Genomic DNA, 22,435 nt, shown 5'->3' with positions numbered 1-22,435 from the left:
CCTCCTTGTCACTGGATTTCTTTCTCTTGCCTCGCATTCTCACTCATCCATTACTTTGCGGCAGATGATACCTTACGTAGCTCTTCCCCCTTCAGCCATTTCTTCAATCGCTGCCGCTACGTCCACTGTCAGTTCCTCTGCTCGGCGCAGTGCCTGGCGGATACGCGCTACCTCCAATTCTCGCGCTGCAATTTGTCCAGCCGGTTCGTTCCGTTTGTGGGCCAGAGCTAAGGCGCGCTCATGGCTGGCTAGCATTCTACTAAAGATTGGAGCGGCGCTCTTTTTCGGTTGCGCATGAACACAGCCTAAACACACCAATCCTTTCGGGCAATATTCCCCTGCTGGTAAAGCACACACATGTGTCCCCATGTCACGCAGGCTACAGCTTGCGGCAAACGCTGCCCATTCCTCCGCTGTTGGGTTGCGAAAGCTTTCCTCACCATGAACCGCCCGATAAACCCCATGGAGAGCTTTCCGGTACTCATCGACCAGGTGCTCTGGATACAGCTTCGCATAGACCATGACGGTATCGAGGGTGGCGTGCCCAAGCAGAGCCTGGATTACATGCACTGGCGTATTGTTGTTCAAGTGTTCTGAGGCAAAGACCCGGCGACAATCATGCGGACGCAATACCAATGGGTCTCCGGCGGCTGTTTGCGCGCCGGACTTCTCCGAAAGATGGCGCAAACGGGCGCGAATGGTCTGGGCGGTCAGACAGCTCGGATGACCCGCGCCTTGCAGCAAATAGGGCGCACGCGGGAGCGGGAGTGATTCGTGGTAATCCCACTGATCGCAGAAAGGGACAGTTGCCGTTCCATAAAACTGTTTCACTCGCCGGATGATCTCGGCGATGACTCGCCCCAGCCCATCCCCAATGGGAATAACCCGAGCGCGATCATACTTGGATGGTTTGACGTGCAGCAGGTAGTACACTCGACCGTCGGGCATTTTTCGTTTCAGGATATCCAGAGTTGTCAGTTCACAGGCTTCCTCCACGCGCAACCCACTCTGAACGAGCAACTCCAGTAAGGCCCAATCCCAAAATGCCGAGAGTGCTGTTGCTTGCTTCTTCGTGCTGTCGGATGCCTGTCGATGGGCTTCTTCAGCTTCTGACCAGTGCTGCAACGCGTAGGCGCAGATCTTAGGCATTTCCCGTTCGAGATCAAGAATGGCGGTGGTCATGCGAGCCTGGCTGCGCTTGCGGGCCTGCTCAAATCCAACACCGATGAGGTCATGCCGTGTTAAGGGGATTGTACGCGGTACAAAGGGAGCAAGCAAAGAAGCGGGTTCTGTTGCCCAGGTGCAAATATCGGCAAAAAACACCCGCACATCCATGAGCCAGTTGCAGGCCGTGACGCGGTCGTCCTGCTCTTCTACTCTCCCACGCTTGATCTTCTGCCCACGTTCAATGGCATATGGGATGAAAGCACGTGCCTGAATCGGCAGGATCTCCGCGCAACTGTGTACTTCAGGGAAATGCTCAGCAATGAAGCGCCAGAAATGAGCCAGAGAATACACTTTGTGCCGCAGCGTTTGGTAAGCCGAACTGATCCGTGCAGCGTACATTTTGAGATACAGCGCCGTGACCTCCTGAAACCGTTCTGGGATCGCCAATTGGGCCACCAGCTCCTCGATGGAAAGACGCTCTTTGCGTAAGTGGCGGCTGCCTGCTCGTTTCGGAGTTCTGGCGAAGATCTCCAATGCACAGAGTGCCGCATCGAGGGTATCGCTGCCCAGTTCCGCAGCAGCGGGAATGTCCAGAAGATTCTGTTCGGTGATCTGCTCAAGCACCTGATAGCTATGGAAGAGCAAGAGGCGGAGTCCTGCGTTGAGTGCCGCAGCCTGCATCTGGGGGCGTGCCCATGAGAGCGAGGCCAGCGCCTCTTTCAGACGTTGGACTTGGTAGAAGAGCGGATCGTTCTCAGAGAGAGATTTCATCCAGGTCGCGGTATTACTGTGGCAGAGCAGATCCCAACCGGGCCGGACGAGGCGAGCCGTGACTGCAACCCGCACACCACCGGTCCACCATTTTTCCAGAGGCCGGTCCTGTCCAGCCAACCACTGCGGCCAGATATGTTGTTCAAAGTTTTGCCATCGTTCCTGAAGCGTCAGACCATGACACGTATCCAGCGCCTGCCGTAAAGGCTCAAAAGTACGCAGAATTTGCTGACGAGCGTAGGGATGGAAACGCATCGAGGCCTGTACATGGGTGAGCTGACCGAGGAAGGAATCTCCTTCGTATGGGAGGTCTCCCAAACGCTTCTGGGCGGGTTCTGTCACCATGGCTTTTCCCTCATGGATGTTCTGGTCGGCTACTAGCCGCCTGATCGAGTTCCTGCAGTGTCAGATCGTCGTAGGAGAAAACATAGCGGACCTCGTGAGGCGATGCGCGACCAGTTCTTCTTACCCGATTCTGCTGGACCACTTCCTGATCAAATTGAGATTTCGTTGCACTGAGCGCTTCAGCAAGTGCTCGGTGGTCAGTTGATGCGTACACGTCTGCTGTCGTTTCCAAATGCTGATGGCCCAGCAGATCTTGCGCGACTTTGAGCTGTCCCTGATCGACGAGCGCCTGGGCCAGCGTATGACGGAACATATGAGCATTCACGTTGGCACCCAGTTTGCGACCAACATAGCGCAGCGCGGACTCGAAGGAGGCGTAGGTCAGCGGCGCTCCCTTCCCTTTGCGAAGACCGATCCAGAGTGCTGGCGTCGCAAGATCAGCAGGCCGTTCAGCAGAGAGGTAATGATGGTACAGTGGCCAGAAGTCCTCAGTGACTGGAACACGATACTCATCGCGCGCCCCTTTCAACAGCACGGTGATGGTGTGGGCCTGCTCGTCCACGTCAGCCAGGGTCATGCCGAGAATACCGTGCCGACCTGCGTACTCGCTCCAATCACCAATTCGCTGCCCCGCGCGATACAACAAGGTTAGGAGAGCTTTGTCTCTCCAGGAATGGGCTGTATCGATGAACTGTTGGGCCAGAGGAGGATCAACGTGTCGCGGAAGGTGCCGGGGCACGCGACGGCGTAGTTCTCCTCGCTTTCCTCGCCTGGGGATATCTCGGCCAGGCATTCCATGGACGTTCTGTTGTGGCGACGGCACCGGATTGGAACGATTGACCCAGGGGCCGCTTTCCTGGGCAGTGTCAGCTTGAATACGATAGGCAAAGAAGGATGCAAGGACGCTCAAGCGGTGATTAATCGTCCGTGGCTGCCGCTCTTTTCTTGAAGCAGATTTGCGGGTGAGCAAGTTGATCTGACCTGCCTTGGCAGGATCAACTGAACAAGCTCCTGCTTTTGCCTGGAGGCTGAAGGCGGTAATGTAGGCTTCGATCACCTGCGGCGTGACCTCATCAACCTGGCGCTCGGTTGTATGGAGCCAATCGAAAAAATGAGCAAGACCTTGCGCGTAGGAACGGAGCGTGTAAGCAGATCGCCCTAAGTGAGCTAAGTGCAGCAGGAATTCATTGATGGTCGTGACTTCGGAGCCATCTGGCCCCATGACAAGAAAGAGGCCAGGTGACTGAGACGATTGAATTGGTGTAAATGCTCCCATCGTTAGCTTCTCCTGTTCTGCCTTAAAGACGATTAATGCTTTATCCTATGCACCTAGTGAAGAACAATGCAAGCTCAAGCTGCACAGGGGCAATTCTCGAAATGGCCTTCAAAATCACGAGATAATGTGTACACCAGAGAAATTTGCAGCAGGTGCAATGCTAGCATGGAGATCTTAGTAAATAGCGCGAATGTTCGACGGTTTTTCAGGTGAATGTTAGGAAATCAGCGCGAAACATGGGAATCGACCATTCATCGCCTGAGAAAGCCGCTCTACAAGCGGACGTTTGCACACCGTTTTTGTAAATTCACAGCACCATGGTTCGCCTCACGTTCGCTTCTTTGAGTTTCAAAGAGACAGAAAGAGCAAACGCGCATGGCCGATCCAGAGTCTTCGTCTAACCAATCTCGCACAGTTTTTGTGTAGATGATGCAAGTAAAGCTTGAAATGCTCTCCCAGCTTAGCGCTCGAATTTACACATGACAAGTGCTAGGAGCCGCTTCTGGAGCCATGTGTTCAGGCAGCCAATGCTCGATTTCTAACATTCACGCCGATTTCCCACGTTTCGGCTCAAAAATCGTCGAACATTCGCGCCATTTACCACTATCGTAGCAAATGTTCGCCTCTCTTGTATCCCAAACAATTTAGCAACAGTATCCATTAATACTCAGAGGCCTGTCACTCAAACTATTACACTAAGTTTGCACTTTCCAAATGGGTAAAAAATTGAAAGCATGGAGGACTCATGATACAAAAGAAACAAGCAAAAAACGTCTTTTGTCAGGAGTCAGCCATGCCACACCCTATTGTATGTCTGGACGCGCGTTTTCGCCAGTATCTAGAACACAGGCAGACCTTGTTTTCGCGCCCACAATTTCAGCACTTCGTCACCGTGCTGCTTGCGTTGATCGTCGGTTCCCAAGGGTTCACGCTCTTGCACTTCAAACGGGCGGTGGCTGGGAGCAAAAGCCTGGCAAGTCTGAGCCGTTTCCTTGCTCAAGCTCCGTGGGACCAAACGCCTCTGCATGCCCTGGCCTGGTCTCGCTTTGTGGCTCAGATGCAGCCCTGGGTCCACCAGGATCTCTCACGCCAGCGCACGTTGCAACCTGTTGGATGAGGTCGCCCTCGCAAGCTCTTCGTGATAGGCTACTTGATTGGCGATGACTCGACGATTGGCAAACCGAAAGGAGTGAAGATGCAAGGCCTGGGGCGGCATCACGACAGCAAGCAGAACCAGCGGGTCAAGGGCCATTCCCTGGTGCAAGGCCTCTATGTCTTGCTTGGACAGCATTTTCCGCTAGAGCCCCGACTCTACCGTCAGCAGGCGACCTGTGTGCAAGAAGGGGTCCCTTTCCAGAGCAAGATTGCCCTCATGATCGAGATCATCAAGCAGTTTGAGCCGCCGCAGGACACGCTCACCCATGTGTTGCTCGACAGTTGGTACAGCGCCAAAGCCATCTGGAAAGCGGCACGAGATCGTGGCTTTTTGATCACCACGGCCTTGCGCAGCAATCGCTCGGTGCGCATCCCGGATGCGACCTCGCCACAAGGCTGGAGGTGGCAACGCCTTTGCGCCTATGTCGAAAGCTTACCGGATGCGGCCTTTGTGCCCTGTGCCTGGCCGCGCAACCCCGAACATCGGGTGTGGGTGCATGTACTGAACAGTTCGGTGAAAAGCTTGTATCGCTGTCAACTGATCATCATTCGTCAGCACCTCGATGATCCAGTGAGCCGGGCTCGCTTCTGGGCTTCAAACGATCTGCAGGCCGATGTGGAGCAGCTGCTCACCCATATCGCTCGTCGCTGGGACATCGAGGTTTTCTTTGAAGACGTCAAAGAACTGCTGGGCATTGATCACTATCAACTGATGAGTGCCCAGGGGCTGCAGCGCTATTGGAGCTTGTGCTGGATCGCCTTCTCCTTTCTGGAGGAGCATCGCGGCTGGTTGCAGACCCAGCGGCAACGGCATGTAACGCTGGGGGAAGCCAAACGGGATCTCCAGCAAATTCATCACCGCTTGCTTGTGGCATGGATCACTGATCACGCGCTTCAAGGCACCCCAAGCGAGCAAATTGCTGATCTCTTGGCCGCTTAAGCGGCTTGTTTGGAAATGTGCAAACTTAGTGCTATTATATGAGCCAAAAACGGGGTAGAGTGGGGAGCGGACGCCCCTTACGGGGTCGCCCGGCACCCTCTCTCTCGAACCGTGCTTGCGACTTATCACCGCACACGGCTCTCACCTTCCCCTGGATACTTCTGTACTCGGTTTCGGGGCAGCATCAGCACACCCCACTTTTCCTTTCCAGGTTCTCTCAGGTTCCGCTAGCCTGCTTCCTCCCAAACAGAGATGGTTTCGCCACAGTTGCCTCTGGTTTATCCTTCTGTCGGTACCGCCAAAGCGGTCTGCACATGCCATTACAGCCGTACGTCGAGTAATACCAGGCCTCCGTAACCATGCAGGGATTGCTCCCTGTTTAGGTCATCCCGCCTTTTCAGCAGACTGAGAAACGATGCGCCCAGGCGTCTCGTTCGTCCTTTCTTTGCCTCTCGTATCAGAGGCCTGCCAGCACCGATGGATAGGGTCGTCTTTCCCCCAAACGACTCTAGATGCTGGTCCCAACGTATATAACTCCCTTCCGTTAGGATCACATTCGAGATCAGAAGGACTGAGATTCAGGCAATGCAGCTTTCGCCATACGCATCTTGAACTGACCGCTCAAAGGATTGGGAATTTCCTCCTACGCAGCCGTCTCCACATGCTACGGTCGCCCTCCTCTTTCGAGGGTTGGGGTAAGTGGAGTGTTCAGAGAACATTCCATCAGTTCTCGCAACTTTCATTGCACTCTAGGTCTGCCGCCGAAGCGGCGCACAGGAAAAAATGTTATCACCCCATAAAGACTGGCTTCACACCTGAACCCAAAAAGATGTGGGTAAGAATCAGCCCTTCAGACGTGGGGAGTCGTCACTAACACTGTCAGGGGTTCCTGTGCGGCGAGGAGCAGTGGGCGCGTGGGAAACACGCTCAAGGAGAGGCCGGCTCGTACTTTGGCCTCCCCTAGTTTTGACGAGCTATCGAGAGCGAATCTGACTGAGGATCGATTGATCCTTGATATGCGTATCGTCGGCGAGCAAAAAGGCTTTGGAAAGAATGAGCGCTAGCACTAGATCACCTTCGAAGGGCAGGAAGAACGGCTCGTCTGAGTCCGCCTTCGCGCTGGTATCGAAAACGATGCAGAGGTACTGTGGTCCTGGTTCCATCAGAATGTTAGCGGAACCAAGATGAATGCGATAGGTCCGCACATCGCCCCGCACGTGCAGATAATGATCTTCTAGCGTACAACGTTCGCGAATTTCCAGCTGTGGCACTAGCCGTTCTAGGATCTGCTTTCTCCTTTGCGCAGAGAGAGATAGCGTTTCCTGATTGTAGGCCTGCCAGTAGTCCAGAAGTGGACCCGTTTGTGTATATCCATAGGGATCGGCTCCAAGGCTAGTTACGCTTACAAAGAGATCGATGTCGCGCATGATTTCCGAAAAGACCAGTGGGGGAACGTGGGCTAAGGGAAGCAATTGCTTGCTGCCGTTGCTTGAAGCGAGCAGCGGGAAGCGCACATGTGAGGTAAGCAGGTACTGCGGGATCGCCTCATCTTCGCCGGGGAGCTGGTTGAGCGCAAATTCGGCGCGTATCTCCAGGTGGGGGAGGTCGAACCTCACAGGATCATCCTGGACTGATCCCGAAAAGTCGCTCTGTAAAGCGAAGCTCCAGCCGTGCGCACGAGCCAGGGCGTTCAACTGGTGTTGGCGAATATAGTGGTTCGCGAAGCGCAGGGAAACGTTATGGGCGGTGCGCTCCGCGTCCGTTATGGGGTAGGTTTCCCGATGCGCCTGCTTGAATGGCTGCGTGACACGGTGCGCCTCTAGCCAGAGGCACCAGCCTTCGACCTCTTGTGAATCACTCATCAGGGGATGCCAGAGGGTGACTTGCGCCTCTGGCGGCAGTTCAACTGCCTGCGTGTCACTGGTGACGAGTTGGCCCTGGTGCCAGATGACACGCCAGCATTGCGTGTTATGACGCACCTGCCAGATCAGCCGTCGCGCCAGTACATGTAGCAGAGGATGGTCCAGGTAGCGTTCCCGCCAATCCACCAGTGACCAGTGGCGCTCGTGCAGAAAGAGGCGCTCTAAGCGCTGTCGCTGGTCACTGAGCAGGTGCTTCATATCCGTGACCAGGCGCGTGAGGGTTTTCAGTTCCTCTTTCGCCGCGCGCCGGATGGAGGCAGGGAGAGCGTCGTGCTGGTTGCCCTCTGGATCAAGCCATTGCCGTTGCACGCCCTTGCCCTCTACGTATAGACGCGCTGTCCAGGTGGCAAGCGGCACCTGTAACTGACCCTCGTGCAGGTCGAAGGTGGGTACGGTGAGCTCTTCCAAGTCAAGACGGAGCATCTGTTCGCGTTGGGCGATGGCATCGAGAGTGCGTTCAATCTTCGCCTGATAGGATGGCTGCTTGACCGCGCGGCGTACGCGCTCTAGCTGCCCAATCGCGTCTCGTCCGCGCATCCCTTGCAGGCTGATGACCGCCGCATCCCCGACTTTGGGACTGCGGGGTCCCAGTCCCGAAAGTTTGCGATAGCCTTCGATCGCGGTATCTGCCAGCAGCGCGGCCAGGAAGCGGTCACTGTGCCCCATGCAGAGCCAGAGCAGGCCACGGAGAATATTTGAATTGGTGCCATCCATACGCCCACCCTTTTTGTCGCTGAAGAAGCGCACCCAGCGATGGAGCGTGGGCGTGAAGGTGTCGCTGTCCAGAGCTGAAAGCAGTGTTCGTGCCTGTTGCTGCCATTGGGGAGAAGGGGTAGGCGTTGTGGCGAGAGCGCAATGCTGTAAGAGAGCTAGCCAGGGGGCACGTGCTTCGGGGGAAAGGGCGCTGAGGTCTTCCAGAATGCGAGTACCCCAGTCGTCGGGCAGGAGTGAGTAGTGGAATTGTTGCTGGCGTTGAGAGAGATAGTCTTGCAGCTTCAGCCAAAAGCGCCGCTCTTGCCCTGTGGAGCGGTTGTTATATCCATGCTCTTGCGCGATCTGGCGAATGGTTTCCAGATCTGCAGTACATTGTTCCATAACTGCAAGCTCTGTGAGGTGAGTGGGAAAGGTCTGAAGCAGGAGATAGGTGAGAATGTCGAGCAAGTCCAGGTATGCAGCCACCCCCTGGTATGCGTTCACCCCGTGGAGGATGGTATGAATATGTTTAGGATGGAAGGGAAGTGACTTCTTAGAGAGCGTTCGTATGAGGCAAAGGTTCTGTGAAATTCGACATTGGCGTTCTTGATCTTCGGCCTGCGCCCGTAGTGTATGACCTTCTTCGGCAAGAAGGCAGAGGAGGAGCACGGTTGACTCTGGCGTGAGGTGCTGTTTGACGAGCCGTGTTGTGGCAGCATCCAACGCGGAAGGCATACCACAGGCCATCTCCTGATGGTAGGCTGTGAGCAAGGCGGCGAGTTCCCCGTCACGTACAAAGCGGGCGCCGCTGGCTTGTAGACAATCCATCAACGGCCCCGCGCTCTTGGGAAAGAGAAGGTGGCGCAGCCGTAAACGCAGCCTGTTTCTCCACTCGTCCGGGCGATACCAAGGATATTGCGAGAGAGAAGTATAGATGGAGGTAATCTCTCGTCGGCAAAAGTCCACTGTTTCCGGCTGTTGGAGTTGAGGCATCATACGCTCAAACACGTCCCACAAGAGGGGTCCCTCTAGCTTATTTACAATATCAGACTTAAATACGGCATCGAACTGGCCATGAGCATAGTCAGGTAACGCGAAGATGCGAGCGATGCTTTCCAGAATGTCGCGTATATCCTCGCGTTCATAGGATACGTCTTGAGGGTGGAGAAGGTGAATAAGGTAGACATCCTGATCGAAGATAGCAGGGTGGTGGTGTGGCTGAAAGTGGGTATACACCTCCCGAAACGCTTCCCTGAGCAGGAAGGCCTTTAAGCGCGGGGAAGCCTTCTGGCTCAAGAGTTCTTGCGCCGGGTGCTTCCCCCTTATCCAATTCCCAAGTTCCTGATGATACGTGGCGAGGCAGGTAGTAGCTTGCTCTTCAAGCGAAGGTCCCGCCCTCTGCGCGTAGTCGCGCAGGAGTGTGGCGAGTCCGGGGGGACTTCCAGCGTACAACAGATTACCTAGCATCGTACGTACTTGATAGGCTTGGGGAAGCGTCGCGTAGTCGTTCCGCTTGTCGACAAAAGCATAGAGCGCTGTCAATGCAGGCTGAAAATGCGCAAGGAGGTCTGCTTGCGCGAACACTGGCTCCCAACACAGCAGAAGATCGAAAACAATCTCTTGGAAGTATTTCTGACGATAACCATAGGGGTCATATACCTCTGATGTGAAGAGGTGGGAAATACTTTGTAGAATGTCCTGTATGTCTTCAATTGTATAAGAGATCGCTTCTTTCTTCAAAGCCACCACCAGCATGATGACCCGCTGTAAGGGGATATTCTCCCAATCCATAGTCTCGTGGTAGAGCGTAGAGACTTCCTGAAAAGCGGCTCGCAGAAGCTGCGCTTTTTGTCGCTCGTTCTTCTTTCGCAGGATTGGCTCAATGAGCGACTTGAGCTGTTGCCATATGATTTGAGCCTCCTCCGCCTCCTGAAGGTAGGTAGCGAGGAGCGCGCGTGCTTGCTCTCGTTCTGTTGCTGACATATCGTATCTCCAATCGGTTGAGCACTATTGTGCTCGTCAAGTCTCTCTTGTCGCTGGGAGGGCTGGAGGCTTTGAAGTGATGTATCCCTGATGAGAGTGGTTGACAATTGTCCCTCCTTGTTTGATTGCTGCCCTCTTATTCTCCACTTTTGGGGCAGAAATGGAAGGAACAGGACCAGAAGTCCTACTGATGTGGGTGAGCATAGTCCACACCGCCTCTTGAAGTCCTTATGCCTTTGGCGTGCCATTCGAACGGAGGCGGTGAACTGGAAAGCAGAGCTCAGTTCCCCTCTCACCGCATCCACGGACGGAAGCCTCCATTGATGGCACAAAGGGGGGGTTGCAGTGATCTATGAAACAGTGCGACAATGGTGCCTCACATTTGGGCAAACCTACGCGAACGAATTACGCCGCCGTCGCCCTTGTTGCGGCGATACATGGCACATGGATGAGGTCGTCCTCACGATCCGTGGCCAAAGACACTATTTGTGGCGAGCGGTAGATCAAGATGGCAACGTGCTCGATATCCTCGTGCAAAGCCGGCGCAATAAAAAGGCCGCCAAATGCTTTTTTTGGAAGCTCCTCAAGGCGCTATAATACACTCCGCGTGTAATTATTACCGATAAACTGAGGAGTTATGGAGCGGCGAAACGCGAGATTCTCCCGGGCGTAGAGCATCGGCAGCACGGAGGGCTGAACAATCGAGTGGAGAATTCGCCCCAATCCACGCGATTACGTGAAAAGAAGATGCGGCGTTTCAAATCAGCCAAACACGCCCAACGCTTTCTCGCTGCCTTTGGTCCCATCGCTGGGTATTTCCAACCGCGAAGACCCCTTTTGCATGCTGGGGAATAGCGTACCCTTTTACGGGACCGATTCCAACAATGGAATGAGGTGACTGAAGCCAAGAAGGTCGTATAACGATCGATCTTCCCCTGTATCTCACTGTCTTGCGGTATCTTTCTTCTTTATAACTAACAATACACTGCGTCCCTACAGGCAAGTTGACAATACCCCGAATTTGCTCCAGCCCTTGAGGCTGAGGCCACCTCGCAAAACGAGCAAGTGAACTACTTCACTTTCTTTTTCTCTCAACCTCGCTACACTGACGGGATAGGACTGATGAACTGAAACAAGGAGGCGATTACTGTGCGCAGGAACATACCGAATGCCCTATCCATATTGTTCTGGGCAGGCTTCACGTTCGGGATACCCGTCATCGTCGTCGGAGGGTTCTTTTTTTCTAGGATCGTAAACTTGTCTTAGAAAGTTGTTTCTCCAGACCAGCCAAGTAGGCGAGAGGATCTTTGCGAAAGCGAAGCTGTTTGCAGCGAGCCTCTTGCCGAAAGGCGATTTCTGCTCGGATTTGCCGCCAGTGAGCCAGATTCGAGGGAATGAGGTCCTCTGCACTGAACAGACGCAAGCGGGTGGCAAGTGCTGCTGTCAAGCGAACAGCTCCCCGCACCACTAGAGCCGGAACGGCTCCTTTGCGTCCAGTCGCTCGGCGCTCCCCTTGGCGAACGGCCCCAAAGGCTTGTTCCAGGTCATTGTTGGTTTTTGGAACATCGGCTACCTGGTAGCAGCAAAAGAGATGAGGCCCATAGCTCTGGGTGACCTTCAAGAAGTGCGAGAGGGCCTCTCGACTTGCCTGATGCTGCTCCGCGTGCTCTCGCATGCGCGTGAGTTCCCTCTCACAGCGCTCGTGGACCTCTTGTGCTGCTTGCTGCTCGTGATTGCTGAGCACCTGGGCCACGGCCCAGACATGAGCAAAGAGCGGATGAACGACGGCAAACAGTACCTCAGTGGCCTGTAATCCCTTGTCGAGCAGTTGCTTCAATCGTCCAAGCTCTCGGGGAAGCCCCTTTTTTGAGCCACGCGATCCAACGACTCACTGATGGCTTGCAATCGTTTCTGTAAACGCAGGCCCGATGCTGAGAGGGGTGGCAACCCATCATCGGTGAGACTACTGCGAACCGCCAGGCAGTAATCATGAATCACCTGAGCCTCCTCATCGGTTCTCCCTTCAACCGCTCGCTCGATGGGCCGTACCCCGCGAACCTGCTTTTTGAGCTCCTTTTTGGCATGCCGATCTGCCTCGTACATAGGCTTGGCTGCTTCACGCAAGTAGTGAAAGTGACACAGTTGATGGGGGACCTCGGGAAAGACCTTCGCGACGGCACCACGAATGGAAAGCTGTCCATCAGAAACCACCGCCATGAGAGGAACAACCAGGAGGTCTTTGACCTCGGTGAGCAGACCCGCCAGATCCTCTTGACTTGAGCTGAGAAGGGCTCGAGCCAGCACGATCTCTCCAGAGAGGACCTCGCGGATGACCCCAGATACCCCGAGAGCACCTCATGACCTACATCCGGCTGCAACCCATCGATGGCCACAATCACACGTCCTTGGGAGGCGAAGCATTCTTGCAGCCGGTGTCGACTGCACAGATGCAGGCTTACCAATTCCTCATAGCGATGCATCAAATGCTCAACGGTGCGCTCACAGACCGGCACGCCTCGCTCCTGCAACATACGCTGGATATGAGGAGCAGAACGATGCTCTCGATACCGCAGATACCCCACGTATGCAATGAGATCCAGGCCACATTCCCCGTGAGGAAGCGCCCATCGACCTTCTTCTTCGGCTCGATACGGCTGTTTGTACGCCTGACAGGTGGAATTGGAGCAACGGCGAACGACGATGCGTAGCCCAACCAACCCCTGCATCGTGAGTACCTTGCGTGTTCCATGATAGGCCACTGGCATCCAGTGGCCACACGAGCGACAGTGCTGCTCCTGGGGCTCCAAACGGACGTGCTGCTCTGCTTGGGGGCGAGGCACTCTTCTTCCCCTCATCTGCTCTTTCTCCTCATTCACCTCTTTCTCTTTCGTATACTCTTCTCTTCAAGCTCAGTTTACGATCCTAGTTTTTTTTCGGCGGCTTCGGTATCAAGACCAGTCTCGAAGATATGCATTTTCAACAAACGCATCCAATCGTGCGGGCGACGGTCCTGAGCACCTACACCCATACCTATACCTCCACCACGTATGATTCCTCAACGAACACCTCCACCTCCCAGACGGAGACGGAGACCTGCGCGGACACCATCCAGTTTCTCGCCAATGGGCAGAACCTCAAGGTCAATGTCAGACCACTTCTGGCCTGCGGTGTCGAGACTGGGGATCGCCCGAGGATCGCCTATGATCCTCAACATCCTACGCATCTTCAGTTTGTGCCCAGCGGCGGCCCGTTCTGGGGCAATATGCTTGGCGTGATCATTGCATTTGCGGTCATAGGGACCGCCCTCCCTTTCGCTCTAATGCTCGTTATCCCTCTGATAGAGGGCTGGAAATTTTGGCCCAGAGGAACAAAAGCCTTTTTGCATGAGCATGAAGCGATCTCCTGGTGGATGTTCGGGATCAGCTTCCTGGTCCTTATTCTGTGTTTTATCCTGCAGATTGCGTTTGGAGCCGTCTTCTCCTGAATTTACAAAAAGTTGGGCTTGCCATCCCCCGAGCTTCCATCCGGGGGATGGCAAGCCGTGCCTGACCCGCAATGCTCGAGAGGTCGCCGCTCCTCAACTGACCTTGACCCTCCATGGCCTTTCGGCTTCTTTTGCTCATACGTATGCATTTGACCTCCTCGCGGTCACCTAAACACTAAGTCGGTAGTTCCTGCCTCTTTCCTCTCCCCGATGAGGTCCTGGACTTCCAACATGATTATATCGATTATCTTCTATGTATGTCTCCTGTTTCTCTGTGGAGAAGGGGGGACAGGTATTCATAGCGATATTCATGGCTGGTGGCTCCTTTGAAAAAATCGGCATCAAGTGTCGTAGCAACCCGTTGGAAGCCCAGAGACTCGATCAATGTGATAGATGGCGTGTTGCGTGTATCGACCTCGGCTGAGATCTTCTGGATCTGGTAGTCCTTCAACAGAAGATCCAGGATGCGCCTACATCCTTCCTTCGCATATCCCTGTCTCCAGAAGATAGGAAATACGAGATAGGCAAGGTAGGCGGTCGCATCGGGGTAAACGGTCGCTTCAAGGGTTCCCACATACCTGTTCTCTCTCCGCTCGCGCATTGCCCAATTGAGCCACACTTCCTGTCCACCGGGGGATCTTCTGGAAGAGAGCCGTTGGTAGCGGGTGGCGAGCGCCTCTAATGAGGCTGGAGGGTTCACCGGGATATATTCATAGAGAGCAACGGATTGAAGAGGCTCGTACAAGGCAGATGCATGAGAGATCTGAAGTGGTTCAAGCAAAAGGCGAGGTGTCTCAAGAATAGCTTCAGGTTCAATGAAACGCAATGGCTTCTTCCTTGTGATGTTCTTTTTTCTCCCAGGTATGGGAGTGGATTTGGCTGTCGCTCACTCGCCTACTATACCATATCACTTTCATCGTGAAAGGATATTGCTACAACCTCGTTGCGCATCGCGTGTGCGCCGTGTCGCGCTTGGTTGTATCCCTGGCGCAGCCAGGAAGTCCTCAGAAGGAGGGACTTGGATCACCCAACCGACCTGGAGCCGAAAGGCAAAGGGGACAAGAGCCTGTTGTGGAACGCAGCGATGAGTTGAAGATATGTAGGCTCATGCGCTGCAAGATCCGCGCACTATGGCGAGAGCGAGACTGCCCGAAGCCCAATTCGGAAGACGGAGTAGGCGCACTCCCATCGACACCCTATCTCTTGTCGATGCCATCCTGAACGGGGATTACCACGGGAGATTCCTGTTCCTTCTGCTGGATGGACGATGACCAACGAGGGTATTGAAGGGAATGAGTAGGCCGCCTACGGTGCGCTCGAGACGTGCAATCAAGACGAAACACGGGATCGCCTACCCGCCGAGAGGGTGCGCCATGTCACGCGTGATGATATCCCTGGCTCAGCCAGGAAGAACTTGGAAGAATGTTCTTGGGTCACTGGCTAACCTGGAGTCGAAAGGCCGAGGGGACAACAGCCTGCCATGAACGCGATGGTCATCCGAAAATGCTGTAGGATGAGGTGTCGCAAGACCCGCACGATATGGGGAAAGCTAGACTGCCTGAAACTGAATGTCCAATCGGGGAAGTGGTGCCCCCTCGGTAGAGCATTTGATACCGATGCCAGAGTGTGCATTGGGAGGACCTCGCGCCTGATGCAACTTCCACACCTGGGGAATGGCTGATGAAGCTATGGAAGGACATGAGTCAGTGCCCTACGTCGCACTCGGACGTATCATCATGACGGAACATGGGATTGCCTAAGGGTGCGAACCTATGGCAACAGAGCGCTGATATTAGTGCGCCCATGTGGCACAAGAATCTCTCTCACCCGTCGGGGTGAGTCCACTGAAGCGAAGTGGATAAACCAGCAACTTACTTTCGCTCGAAAGAGTCGAGGGGACCGTAGCATGTTGTATCAAAGGCGAGTGAAGTCCCAGTACCAGGGGCCAGACGCTCGTCAGGTAAGTCGTGTATGGTGAAGACTGATTGTCTCAAGCCCAGTCAAGGCGGAAAAAGCGCAGCCCACAGGACACGGTACTAGCGCCTGTGTTCGACGTTGCCGGGAACGGTACTATTTCCCTGCAAAGCTTCCGTCGAAGCCTACCCGTACGGAACGGGAAAAGACGTAAAGGACACCTGGAGCACGAACTGAGGTTCTTGGAAGCAACTTGGGGTTGCCCTAACCACCGCGAGGTGTAGGGGTACAGAGTGACCAAAGTAGTCGCGGAAGTTACGCTCCGCCGCGGCCTGCGAGAAAGACGCAGACAGGGCGAAGGGTCACAGGAACGTATCTCAGAGACGGGGGTTGGCCCGGATGGGCCAGAAGATCTCCACTCAAAGAGACTCGTTCTGGAGAGCTACAGTGCCATGAAAGTGGCCCGCTGGGTTCGGGAAGGGACGTGCGACACGAAGCTGTATGAATAGCTGTGAGATTTGAATGAACAAGATCTCACCTGGGGTTCTGCCCCCAGTACCCTACCAAGACATGCGGTTGGAGTAATCCGGCGGTGTGAAGCTCTTGGGACAATGGATGCCTCGCTTGCAAAAGCGGTAGTGAACCCGCGAGGAGTTCACTACGACTGCTAGCATCAAAGCGGTCGGGAACTAGGGTTGGATCGTATGGTTAACAGATGTGAACTGCCCAAAACGTCGTCACCGAAAACAAGCCAAAGATGCTGACAGGCTTGAGCCAAAAGGCAGTGTGGATCGGTCCAGGGTGTGCCCCTTTACCCTGGCGCAGACGCTGTATCCACCGGCGCAGAGGCAGAACCTACTCGATCCGGGTATGCATACGGAACGTGGTAAACCCGTAGTCCTCCCGAAAGGGACAGCCAACCGCAAGGACGGCCTATGGGAATGCGGGCAAAGGAAAACGGAGAAAGCGAAAGCCGCCTGTAATGAGGTGGATAGGGATGACGTCGAGAGACAACATGATCCCGCGCGAAAGCGAGCAGACTTCCGTTTGGTCTTTCTTGACCAGGGCAATCGCATCTAGTTAACCCCATCCAGAACGCGCAAAAGATACTGATTGTCCCATCCGGATTTGAGACGTTTGGCATGGATGCCAACACGGGAAGAGCGTTCCTGACGCAACAAATTCAAGCTGATATGGCGGAGTACCGCGAGATTTTCGTCGGCATGACCGAGCCTGACGCGCGATTCATCTTCCCGAAAGGCGATATCGAGGACCCAATGCAGGCTGTTTTCAATGCCCCAGTGGCTTCTGACCGCAGTGGCAAAGGTGTTGACTGACGAAAAACTGAGCAAGAAGTAGCGCGTTTCTTTTGTGGTCTTCTGTTCCATGCGCCGTTGCGCCCGAACGACCCCAATGCCTCGCAAGCCTTTCCACTGGTGTTGCGGGTCGAGATACGCCAGGATTTCCGGATCACTCAGGGTCCACTGTTCGCGAATTTCCAATCGACCGTGACCTTTCTCCACCTGTCGATCCAACTCCCAGTACGGGCTGGCAAAGCCGTCTTTTTCCGCGAGAGCAAACGTCGCTTTCACCTCGTCAAAGAGGTTCCCGTGATTGTCTTTGAGAGCCAGGGCGTAGTCACCGTCTTGCTCAATAATCCGCTCGGCAATCTTCGTTTGCGTCCCCATCGCATCAATGGTCACAATGCAGCCTTTGAGCGCCAGTTGCTCTAAGAGCAGCGGGATGGCGGTAATCTCGTTGGACTTCCCTTCCGTCGCGAGTTGAGCCAACACCAGACGATTTTCGACCGCCCAGGCACTGACCAGATGCAGCGCTTTTTTGCCTCCTGCCTGATCATGCGAGCGGCGCAGCGTTTTGCCATCAATCGCGATCACTCCGTTGACTGTTTGGCTGATCCCTTGCACCCATCGGATGAAGCTGGCTTCAAACTGTTTGGGATCAATGAGCGCAAACACACGCCCGAACGTATCGTGAGACGGGATCCCATTGGGCAAGTCGAGCAAATCCGTAAAAAAGGCCTTTTTGGCGTTCCCAAATTCCTCGATCTCAACCCAGCCTTCTGCTCCACATAAGACTCCACAGATCGCCAGGATGATGATATCCCGTAATCGATGCAGTTTGGTTCGCTCCACCCGAGGGTCTTCTACTTGCGCAAACAGACGTTCAAGATCTCGTCGGCCATTCTCCTCCATCTCATAGCCTCCCGCTTTTTTGGCTTATTTTATCACCTCCTCTTCCTTTCCTTTATTGTTGCTGAGCTTATTTAGATGCGATTGCCCTGGCAGGGGGCGAGCCTCTCTTGACAAGTCAGCACTGTGCTTCAGAGAAGCACAGTGCTGACGAGATCGCGAAAGAAGGCCAGAAGCATGAAGACCGTCACTCAAACGGCTGTGTATCGAGGGAAAGGTGAAGGTGCAGACGCATGGAAGTGAGAGGAGGCATGAAAACGATGACAACGCTCTGGGAGAGCAGGATGCGCTTGGCGAGGGCACTCCACCGGGCTGGACTGGTTCTCACATCCAGTCTCCTCATCGCGCTCCTCGCCAATGCCCTGGTCCCACCCGCACTTGCTGTTGTTTTAGGCGCAATCGTCTCCCGCGTCGAAGGGCTCAAAAGCCTCGTCTTGTCCGCCATGCTCTTGCCATTAGCCTTCTTTGCGGGGGTGCTGGCCCTTGGTCAACTAGCTGAGGCCATCATTCAGCCTATGGAGTACCTGCTCGTGAACCGGATCGATGGCGCACACCGGGCAAGGCTGAGCCAGATGATTGCTGCAGTGCCCACCATCGAGGTTCTGGAGCAATCCAGTGTTCAAGTCATGATCCGCGAGGTGGAGGTCGATCCGCGGTACGGCTTCGAGAGTCCCCTGGGCAGGGTGCTGCAGCACTACTACGCTGGCTCACTTCCCTGATCAGCATTGTCTTCTCCGGCATCGTCCTGGCTCGCTACTCCTGGTGGTTGCCGTTCGTGGTCATCCTGCCGGCAACCGTCAACAGCATGTTGCGCGATCGTCAGGAAGGTATCGTCACACGCCTTTGGCAAAAGGCAGCGGCAGGCGAACTCTACGCGGATGTCTGGCGCAAGGCCACCGTCTCGTCCGGACCGGGGAAGGAGACAAGAGTGTTCGGGCTGACCCGGTGGATGGTGAACCGGATGCAGGAGCACATTGCCGCCGCCAACGCGCCCTTCTGGCGCTACATTAATCACATCCTCATCGATGAGTGGAGCCAGCTGCTGTTGGTGGTGATTGGCCTGATCCCGGCATACGTGGCCGTTACACTCGGGGTTCTCAGCGGGACGACTCCCCTCGCCATCCAGATCGTGGTGCTCTCAGCGGGCGCTGCCGTCTACCTCAATCTCGCACCAAGCGCCACCAGTCGCAACATTGTCGCTGGTGCGGCCATCCTGGATAAGATGGAACGGCTGCGCAACATCCTGCAATCGTCGCCCTCTGGAGTGGTTCTTTCCCGGTCTGTCACCGCGATACATCAGCATCCGGCCTGCCACCCACCCAGCATTGTCTTCGACGAGGTCACCTTCCACTATCCCCAGTCGAACCAGATGATTCTTGATCACCTGACGTTAGACATTTCTGCTGGTGAATCGCTGGCTCTGGTTGGGTTGAACGGGTCTGGCAAGTCGACGATGATGAAGCTCCTGACTGGCTTATATGCTCCAACATCGGGACGCATTCTCATCGACGGCCAGGACCTTTCACAACTCGACCTGGCCGAGTGGCGAGCCAGGGTCGCTGTCATCTTCCAGGACTTCATCCACTACCCGTTGTCGGCACGCGAAAACGTGACCTTCAATGGAGACCAAACCGCAGCGTCATTCCTCAATCCCACGACCGCTCGTTCCGGCATTGCAAACGTGATTGACCGTCTCCCGAAGGGGTGGAGCACTCCCCTAACTCGGTCTCGCGCAGGTGGTGTCGACCTCTCCGGGGGCAATGGCAGCAGGTTGCCCTGGCTCGGGCGCTGCACCGCGTGCATGAAGGTGCAGGTCTGCTCGTGCTCGACGAATCCACCGCTCATCTGGACGTGCGTACAGAGGCTGAAGTGTTCGGGCGCCTCGGTGCTCTGCGGGGTAGAGTGGGGCGAATCCTCATCTCACACCGGCTCGCCACCGTCCGCGATGCCGACCGCATTGTGTTGCTCGCAGACGGGCGGATCGTTGAATCGGGAACGCACGACGAATTGATGGCCATGCAAGGACGGTATCAGGCAATGTTCTCCATCCAGGCCAGGCGCTTCGCACAGGGGTATGACGACCGCATTGAAGAAGGGGAGTGGGTATGAGAAAAAGATACGTTGCATTCTGGCTTGATCTGTTCGCCCTCTCCTGGAAGAGTGCTCCGGGGATGACGGCTGGGTCCCTGGCTGTGATCTTCAGCGACATCATTGCGGTTGCCGCCTATGCCATTGGCCTGAGAGCTGTGGTGGACCTGACCCGTCCGCAACAGGCTACTCTCGCACTGTGGATAGCAGCCGGAACAGCGGTTGCCTTCGCGCTGACGATGGTCTTGCAGGACATGCAGTACAATCTGATTGGCACCGTCACCGACCGCGTGGGACGACTCGAACTCAACCCACGAATTCATGCCGACATCGCCGGGATCGACACGCTCGATCATCTCGAGCGACCAGAGTACCTTGACCGCGTTACTGTGGTGCGTGGTTCCTCTGTCACCTTGATGAGAGGCGCCTGGAATGCCATTTCCATCATGGCAGGAGCAATCAAGCTCCTCGTGACCATTCTCCTGTTGGGGTCGGTCAGTCCCTGGCTCCTTGTCCTCATCGCCTTGTCGTTCGTCCCGATCTGGACGAACCAGCGTGGTCAGCGTCTGGTCGCCGAGGCCGAAGTCGCAACTGCTGAGGACTACCGCTTGCAGCAGCAACTCTTCGACTTGTTGGTGCAGGCCGACAGCGGCAAAGAAATTCGTGTTTCAGGAAATGGCGAACCAGTGGGGCAGCTTCAGACGGACGCCTGGAACTCCGTGACCAACCGCCGCTTCCTCGCACGCCTTTCTGCCGCCGTGTGGAAGCTGGCAGGCTGGCTCGTCTTCACAATTGGTTTCACGAGCGGCTTGACAGTCGTTGCCTATCAGGTCACTCAGGGCCGAGGTACTGTGGGGGATCTGGTGCTGATCGTCACGATTGCCTCATCGTTGCAGCAGAGCATGCAAGCTATCGTTAAAAGCGTAACAGACGCTGCTGGATCAACCCGCGTGACGGAACCGTACCTGTGGTTGCAAGACTACGCCGCACACAACCGAACCTCTTCCACATGCGAGGCGATGACCCCTGGCAAGCTCGTCTCTGGCATTGTTGTGGAGAATCTCTCGTTCATCTATCCTGGATCGGAGACGGCGGCCCTCGACCATGTCTGCATGAGCCTGCCAGCAAGCTCGGTCACGGCGATTGTCGGCGAGTACGGGTCGGGGAAGACCACCCTGGTGAAGATGCTCTTCAAGCTCCATACGCCGGACGAGGGGCGCATTCTCGTCGATGGCACAGATATCGCCTCGCTGGCCCCGTCCGCATGGCGCGTTCGCACCACTGCAGCCTTCCAGGATTTCGGTCGCTATCACATTGCCTTCGGCGATACCATCGGACTAGGCGACCTGCCACGACGGGAGGAACCCGAGGCGATCAGGGAAGCGGTCCTTGCCGCGAACGCTACAGAACTCGTGTCCAGGCTCCCTGATGGCCTGAACACTCCGCTTGGGCGTGAGCTGGGCGGAATCGATCTCTCCGAGGGCCAATGGCAACTCACGGCCTTAGGGCGCGCGTCAATGCGCAACGATCCTCTGCTCCTGGTCCTGGACGAACCCACGGCCTCCCTGGATGCTCCCAGCGAGCACAATGTCTTCCTGCATTACATGAAGAGAGCCCGCGTGCTGGCCAGGACGACGGGGGCCGCCACCATCGTGGTGTCGCACAGATTCTCTTCGGTCGCAGAGGCTGACCAGATCATCGTATTGGATCGCGGGCAGGTTGTGGAAACGGGGACCCACCAGGAACTGCTCCCACGAGGAGGCCGCTATGCAGAGTTGTACGGAATCCAGGCCAGGGCCTACAGCGAAAGGATGAACACATGAGCAAAATACGTCTCCCCAACAAAGAGGACCCGTTGAAGGTACCATCGGCAGAATCGAAGGCGTCTGGTTTCCGAGGGCAGGTAGGGACCTGTGTCAATGACAAAATTCTGCGGAGTTTGCGAGAGACGTTTTACCGGATGAGCCACGACGACACAGAATTGTCCTCAAAGATCGGACAGTCAATTATCACATGGACAGCGAGAGGGCGATGCAACGTGCATCGCCCTCTCGCCTTTCTTCTCAAGAGGTGCAACTATCGATTCTCGCCTGTTTCTTTCGTGAATCCTGTGGAATGCCCCCTGGATCAGCACGTGGAAAATGTGGTACAATCGGCTCACCCGTTTCGGTGACGACAGGCAGCAGATGGAAGAGGAGGAAGAGAGAGGGGATGAGCACCTGAGCCATGCCGACCCGTGAGATCGCTTGGAGCAAGATCATCGAGGGGTCAAGCAACGCTATTATCCGATGCATAGCTTTGGAAACTTTGCCTCCGCAGCTCGCTTCTGCTCTGCCTTCGATGAATTACGCAACTATCTGCGCCCTCGTTACACCATCGGGAAGGCAATGTCACTCATAGAACAAAGACAGGTATTTTGTGAAAGACTTGCGGTCCTGCAGCAGCGCATGAGAACGGCCTCATAGCCAGCAGATTATGGTTGAGGAG

General features: G+C 55.4%; 14 protein-coding genes and 3 pseudogenes. 9 read left to right on the top strand and 8 right to left on the bottom strand.

The genetic code is table 11. From position 1 onward, the window contains the following. Positions 1–72 precede the first annotated feature (72 nt). Positions 73–2,283, bottom strand: coding sequence for a tyrosine-type recombinase/integrase (locus JMJ16_RS09360; protein ID WP_201380611.1), 2,211 nt, complete (start codon positions 2,281–2,283; stop codon positions 73–75). Positions 2,284–2,293: 10 nt separating this feature from the next. After that, positions 2,294–3,559 (bottom strand): tyrosine-type recombinase/integrase, encoded by a 1,266-nt coding sequence (locus tag JMJ16_RS09355; protein WP_201380609.1) that lies wholly within the window; start codon positions 3,557–3,559, stop codon positions 2,294–2,296. Positions 3,560–4,352: 793 nt separating this feature from the next. On the opposite strand from JMJ16_RS09355, the gene JMJ16_RS09350 reads away from it, so the two are divergent. Beyond that, positions 4,353–4,676: a hypothetical protein gene (locus tag JMJ16_RS09350; protein ID WP_201380601.1), complete on the top strand. Its 324-nt coding sequence runs from the start codon at positions 4,353–4,355 to the stop codon at positions 4,674–4,676. Positions 4,677–4,697: 21 nt separating this feature from the next. Continuing rightward, positions 4,698–5,654 carry a transposase gene (locus tag JMJ16_RS09345; protein WP_255553174.1) on the top strand — a complete coding sequence of 319 codons (957 nt, stop codon included), beginning with the start codon at positions 4,698–4,700 and terminating at the stop codon, positions 5,652–5,654. 974 nt (positions 5,655–6,628) lie between these two features. On the opposite strand, the gene JMJ16_RS09340 is transcribed toward JMJ16_RS09345, so the two are convergent. After that, positions 6,629–10,252, bottom strand: coding sequence for a DUF4132 domain-containing protein (locus tag JMJ16_RS09340; RefSeq protein WP_201380597.1), 3,624 nt, complete (start codon positions 10,250–10,252; stop codon positions 6,629–6,631). A 336-nt stretch (positions 10,253–10,588) separates the two neighbouring features. On the opposite strand from JMJ16_RS09340, the pseudogene JMJ16_RS09335 reads away from it, so the two are divergent. Next, positions 10,589–11,173 (top strand): annotated as a pseudogene (locus JMJ16_RS09335) (IS6 family transposase); the annotation flags it as partial. 322 nt (positions 11,174–11,495) lie between these two features. Here JMJ16_RS09335 and JMJ16_RS09330 read toward each other — a convergent pair. Beyond that, positions 11,496–13,017: pseudogene (locus tag JMJ16_RS09330) on the bottom strand (ISNCY family transposase). A gap of 203 nt (positions 13,018–13,220) precedes the next feature. On the opposite strand from JMJ16_RS09330, the gene JMJ16_RS09325 reads away from it, so the two are divergent. Next, the gene (locus tag JMJ16_RS09325; protein WP_201380595.1) at positions 13,221–13,736 is read left to right on the top strand and encodes a hypothetical protein; all 516 of its coding nucleotides are present in this window, start codon (positions 13,221–13,223) and stop codon (positions 13,734–13,736) included. A gap of 244 nt (positions 13,737–13,980) precedes the next feature. Here JMJ16_RS09325 and JMJ16_RS09320 read toward each other — a convergent pair whose 3' ends face one another. After that, the gene (locus tag JMJ16_RS09320) at positions 13,981–14,562 is read right to left on the bottom strand and encodes a GNAT family N-acetyltransferase (protein ID WP_201380593.1); all 582 of its coding nucleotides are present in this window, start codon (positions 14,560–14,562) and stop codon (positions 13,981–13,983) included. A gap of 1,805 nt (positions 14,563–16,367) precedes the next feature. On the opposite strand from JMJ16_RS09320, the gene JMJ16_RS09315 reads away from it, so the two are divergent. Then, the gene (locus tag JMJ16_RS09315; protein WP_201380591.1) at positions 16,368–16,730 is read left to right on the top strand and encodes a hypothetical protein; all 363 of its coding nucleotides are present in this window, start codon (positions 16,368–16,370) and stop codon (positions 16,728–16,730) included. On the opposite strand, the gene JMJ16_RS09310 is transcribed toward JMJ16_RS09315, so the two are convergent. Then, positions 16,727–17,863, bottom strand: a complete 1,137-nt coding sequence (locus tag JMJ16_RS09310; protein ID WP_201380589.1) for an ISAs1 family transposase — start codon at positions 17,861–17,863, stop codon at positions 16,727–16,729. The genes JMJ16_RS09315 and JMJ16_RS09310 overlap by 4 nt on opposite strands. Positions 17,864–18,120: 257 nt before the next feature. On the opposite strand from JMJ16_RS09310, the gene JMJ16_RS09305 reads away from it, so the two are divergent. After that, positions 18,121–18,579, top strand: coding sequence for a hypothetical protein (locus tag JMJ16_RS09305; protein ID WP_236601325.1), 459 nt, complete (start codon positions 18,121–18,123; stop codon positions 18,577–18,579). On the opposite strand, the gene JMJ16_RS09300 is transcribed toward JMJ16_RS09305, so the two are convergent. Then, complete coding sequence (locus JMJ16_RS09300; protein WP_201380586.1) at positions 18,558–18,833, bottom strand: hypothetical protein; 276 nt, start codon at positions 18,831–18,833, stop codon at positions 18,558–18,560. The genes JMJ16_RS09305 and JMJ16_RS09300 overlap by 22 nt on opposite strands. Here JMJ16_RS09300 and JMJ16_RS09295 point away from each other — a divergent pair. After that, a complete protein-coding gene (locus tag JMJ16_RS09295; RefSeq protein WP_201380584.1) occupies positions 18,822–19,871 on the top strand; it encodes an ABC transporter ATP-binding protein in 1,050 nt (349 codons plus the stop codon). The genes JMJ16_RS09300 and JMJ16_RS09295 overlap by 12 nt on opposite strands. Before the next feature lie 94 nt (positions 19,872–19,965). Further along, complete coding sequence (locus JMJ16_RS09290) at positions 19,966–21,771, top strand: ABC transporter ATP-binding protein (RefSeq protein ID WP_201380582.1); 1,806 nt, start codon at positions 19,966–19,968, stop codon at positions 21,769–21,771. A gap of 240 nt (positions 21,772–22,011) precedes the next feature. Here the strand turns inward: JMJ16_RS09290 and JMJ16_RS09285 are convergent, their stop codons facing one another. Continuing rightward, the gene (locus tag JMJ16_RS09285; protein WP_201380580.1) at positions 22,012–22,242 is read right to left on the bottom strand and encodes a hypothetical protein; all 231 of its coding nucleotides are present in this window, start codon (positions 22,240–22,242) and stop codon (positions 22,012–22,014) included. Between JMJ16_RS09285 and JMJ16_RS56875 the strand changes: the two are divergent. Beyond that, a pseudogene (locus JMJ16_RS56875) lies at positions 22,189–22,413 on the top strand (IS6 family transposase); the annotation flags it as partial. The gene JMJ16_RS09285 and the pseudogene JMJ16_RS56875 sit on opposite strands and share 54 nt — an antisense overlap. Positions 22,414–22,435 lie beyond the last annotated feature (22 nt).

The sequence above is a fragment of the Ktedonobacter sp. SOSP1-52 genome (assembly GCF_016587395.1).
The sequence above is the reverse complement of the archived record's forward strand: the minus strand, read 5'-3'. Positions and strand labels throughout refer to the sequence as shown.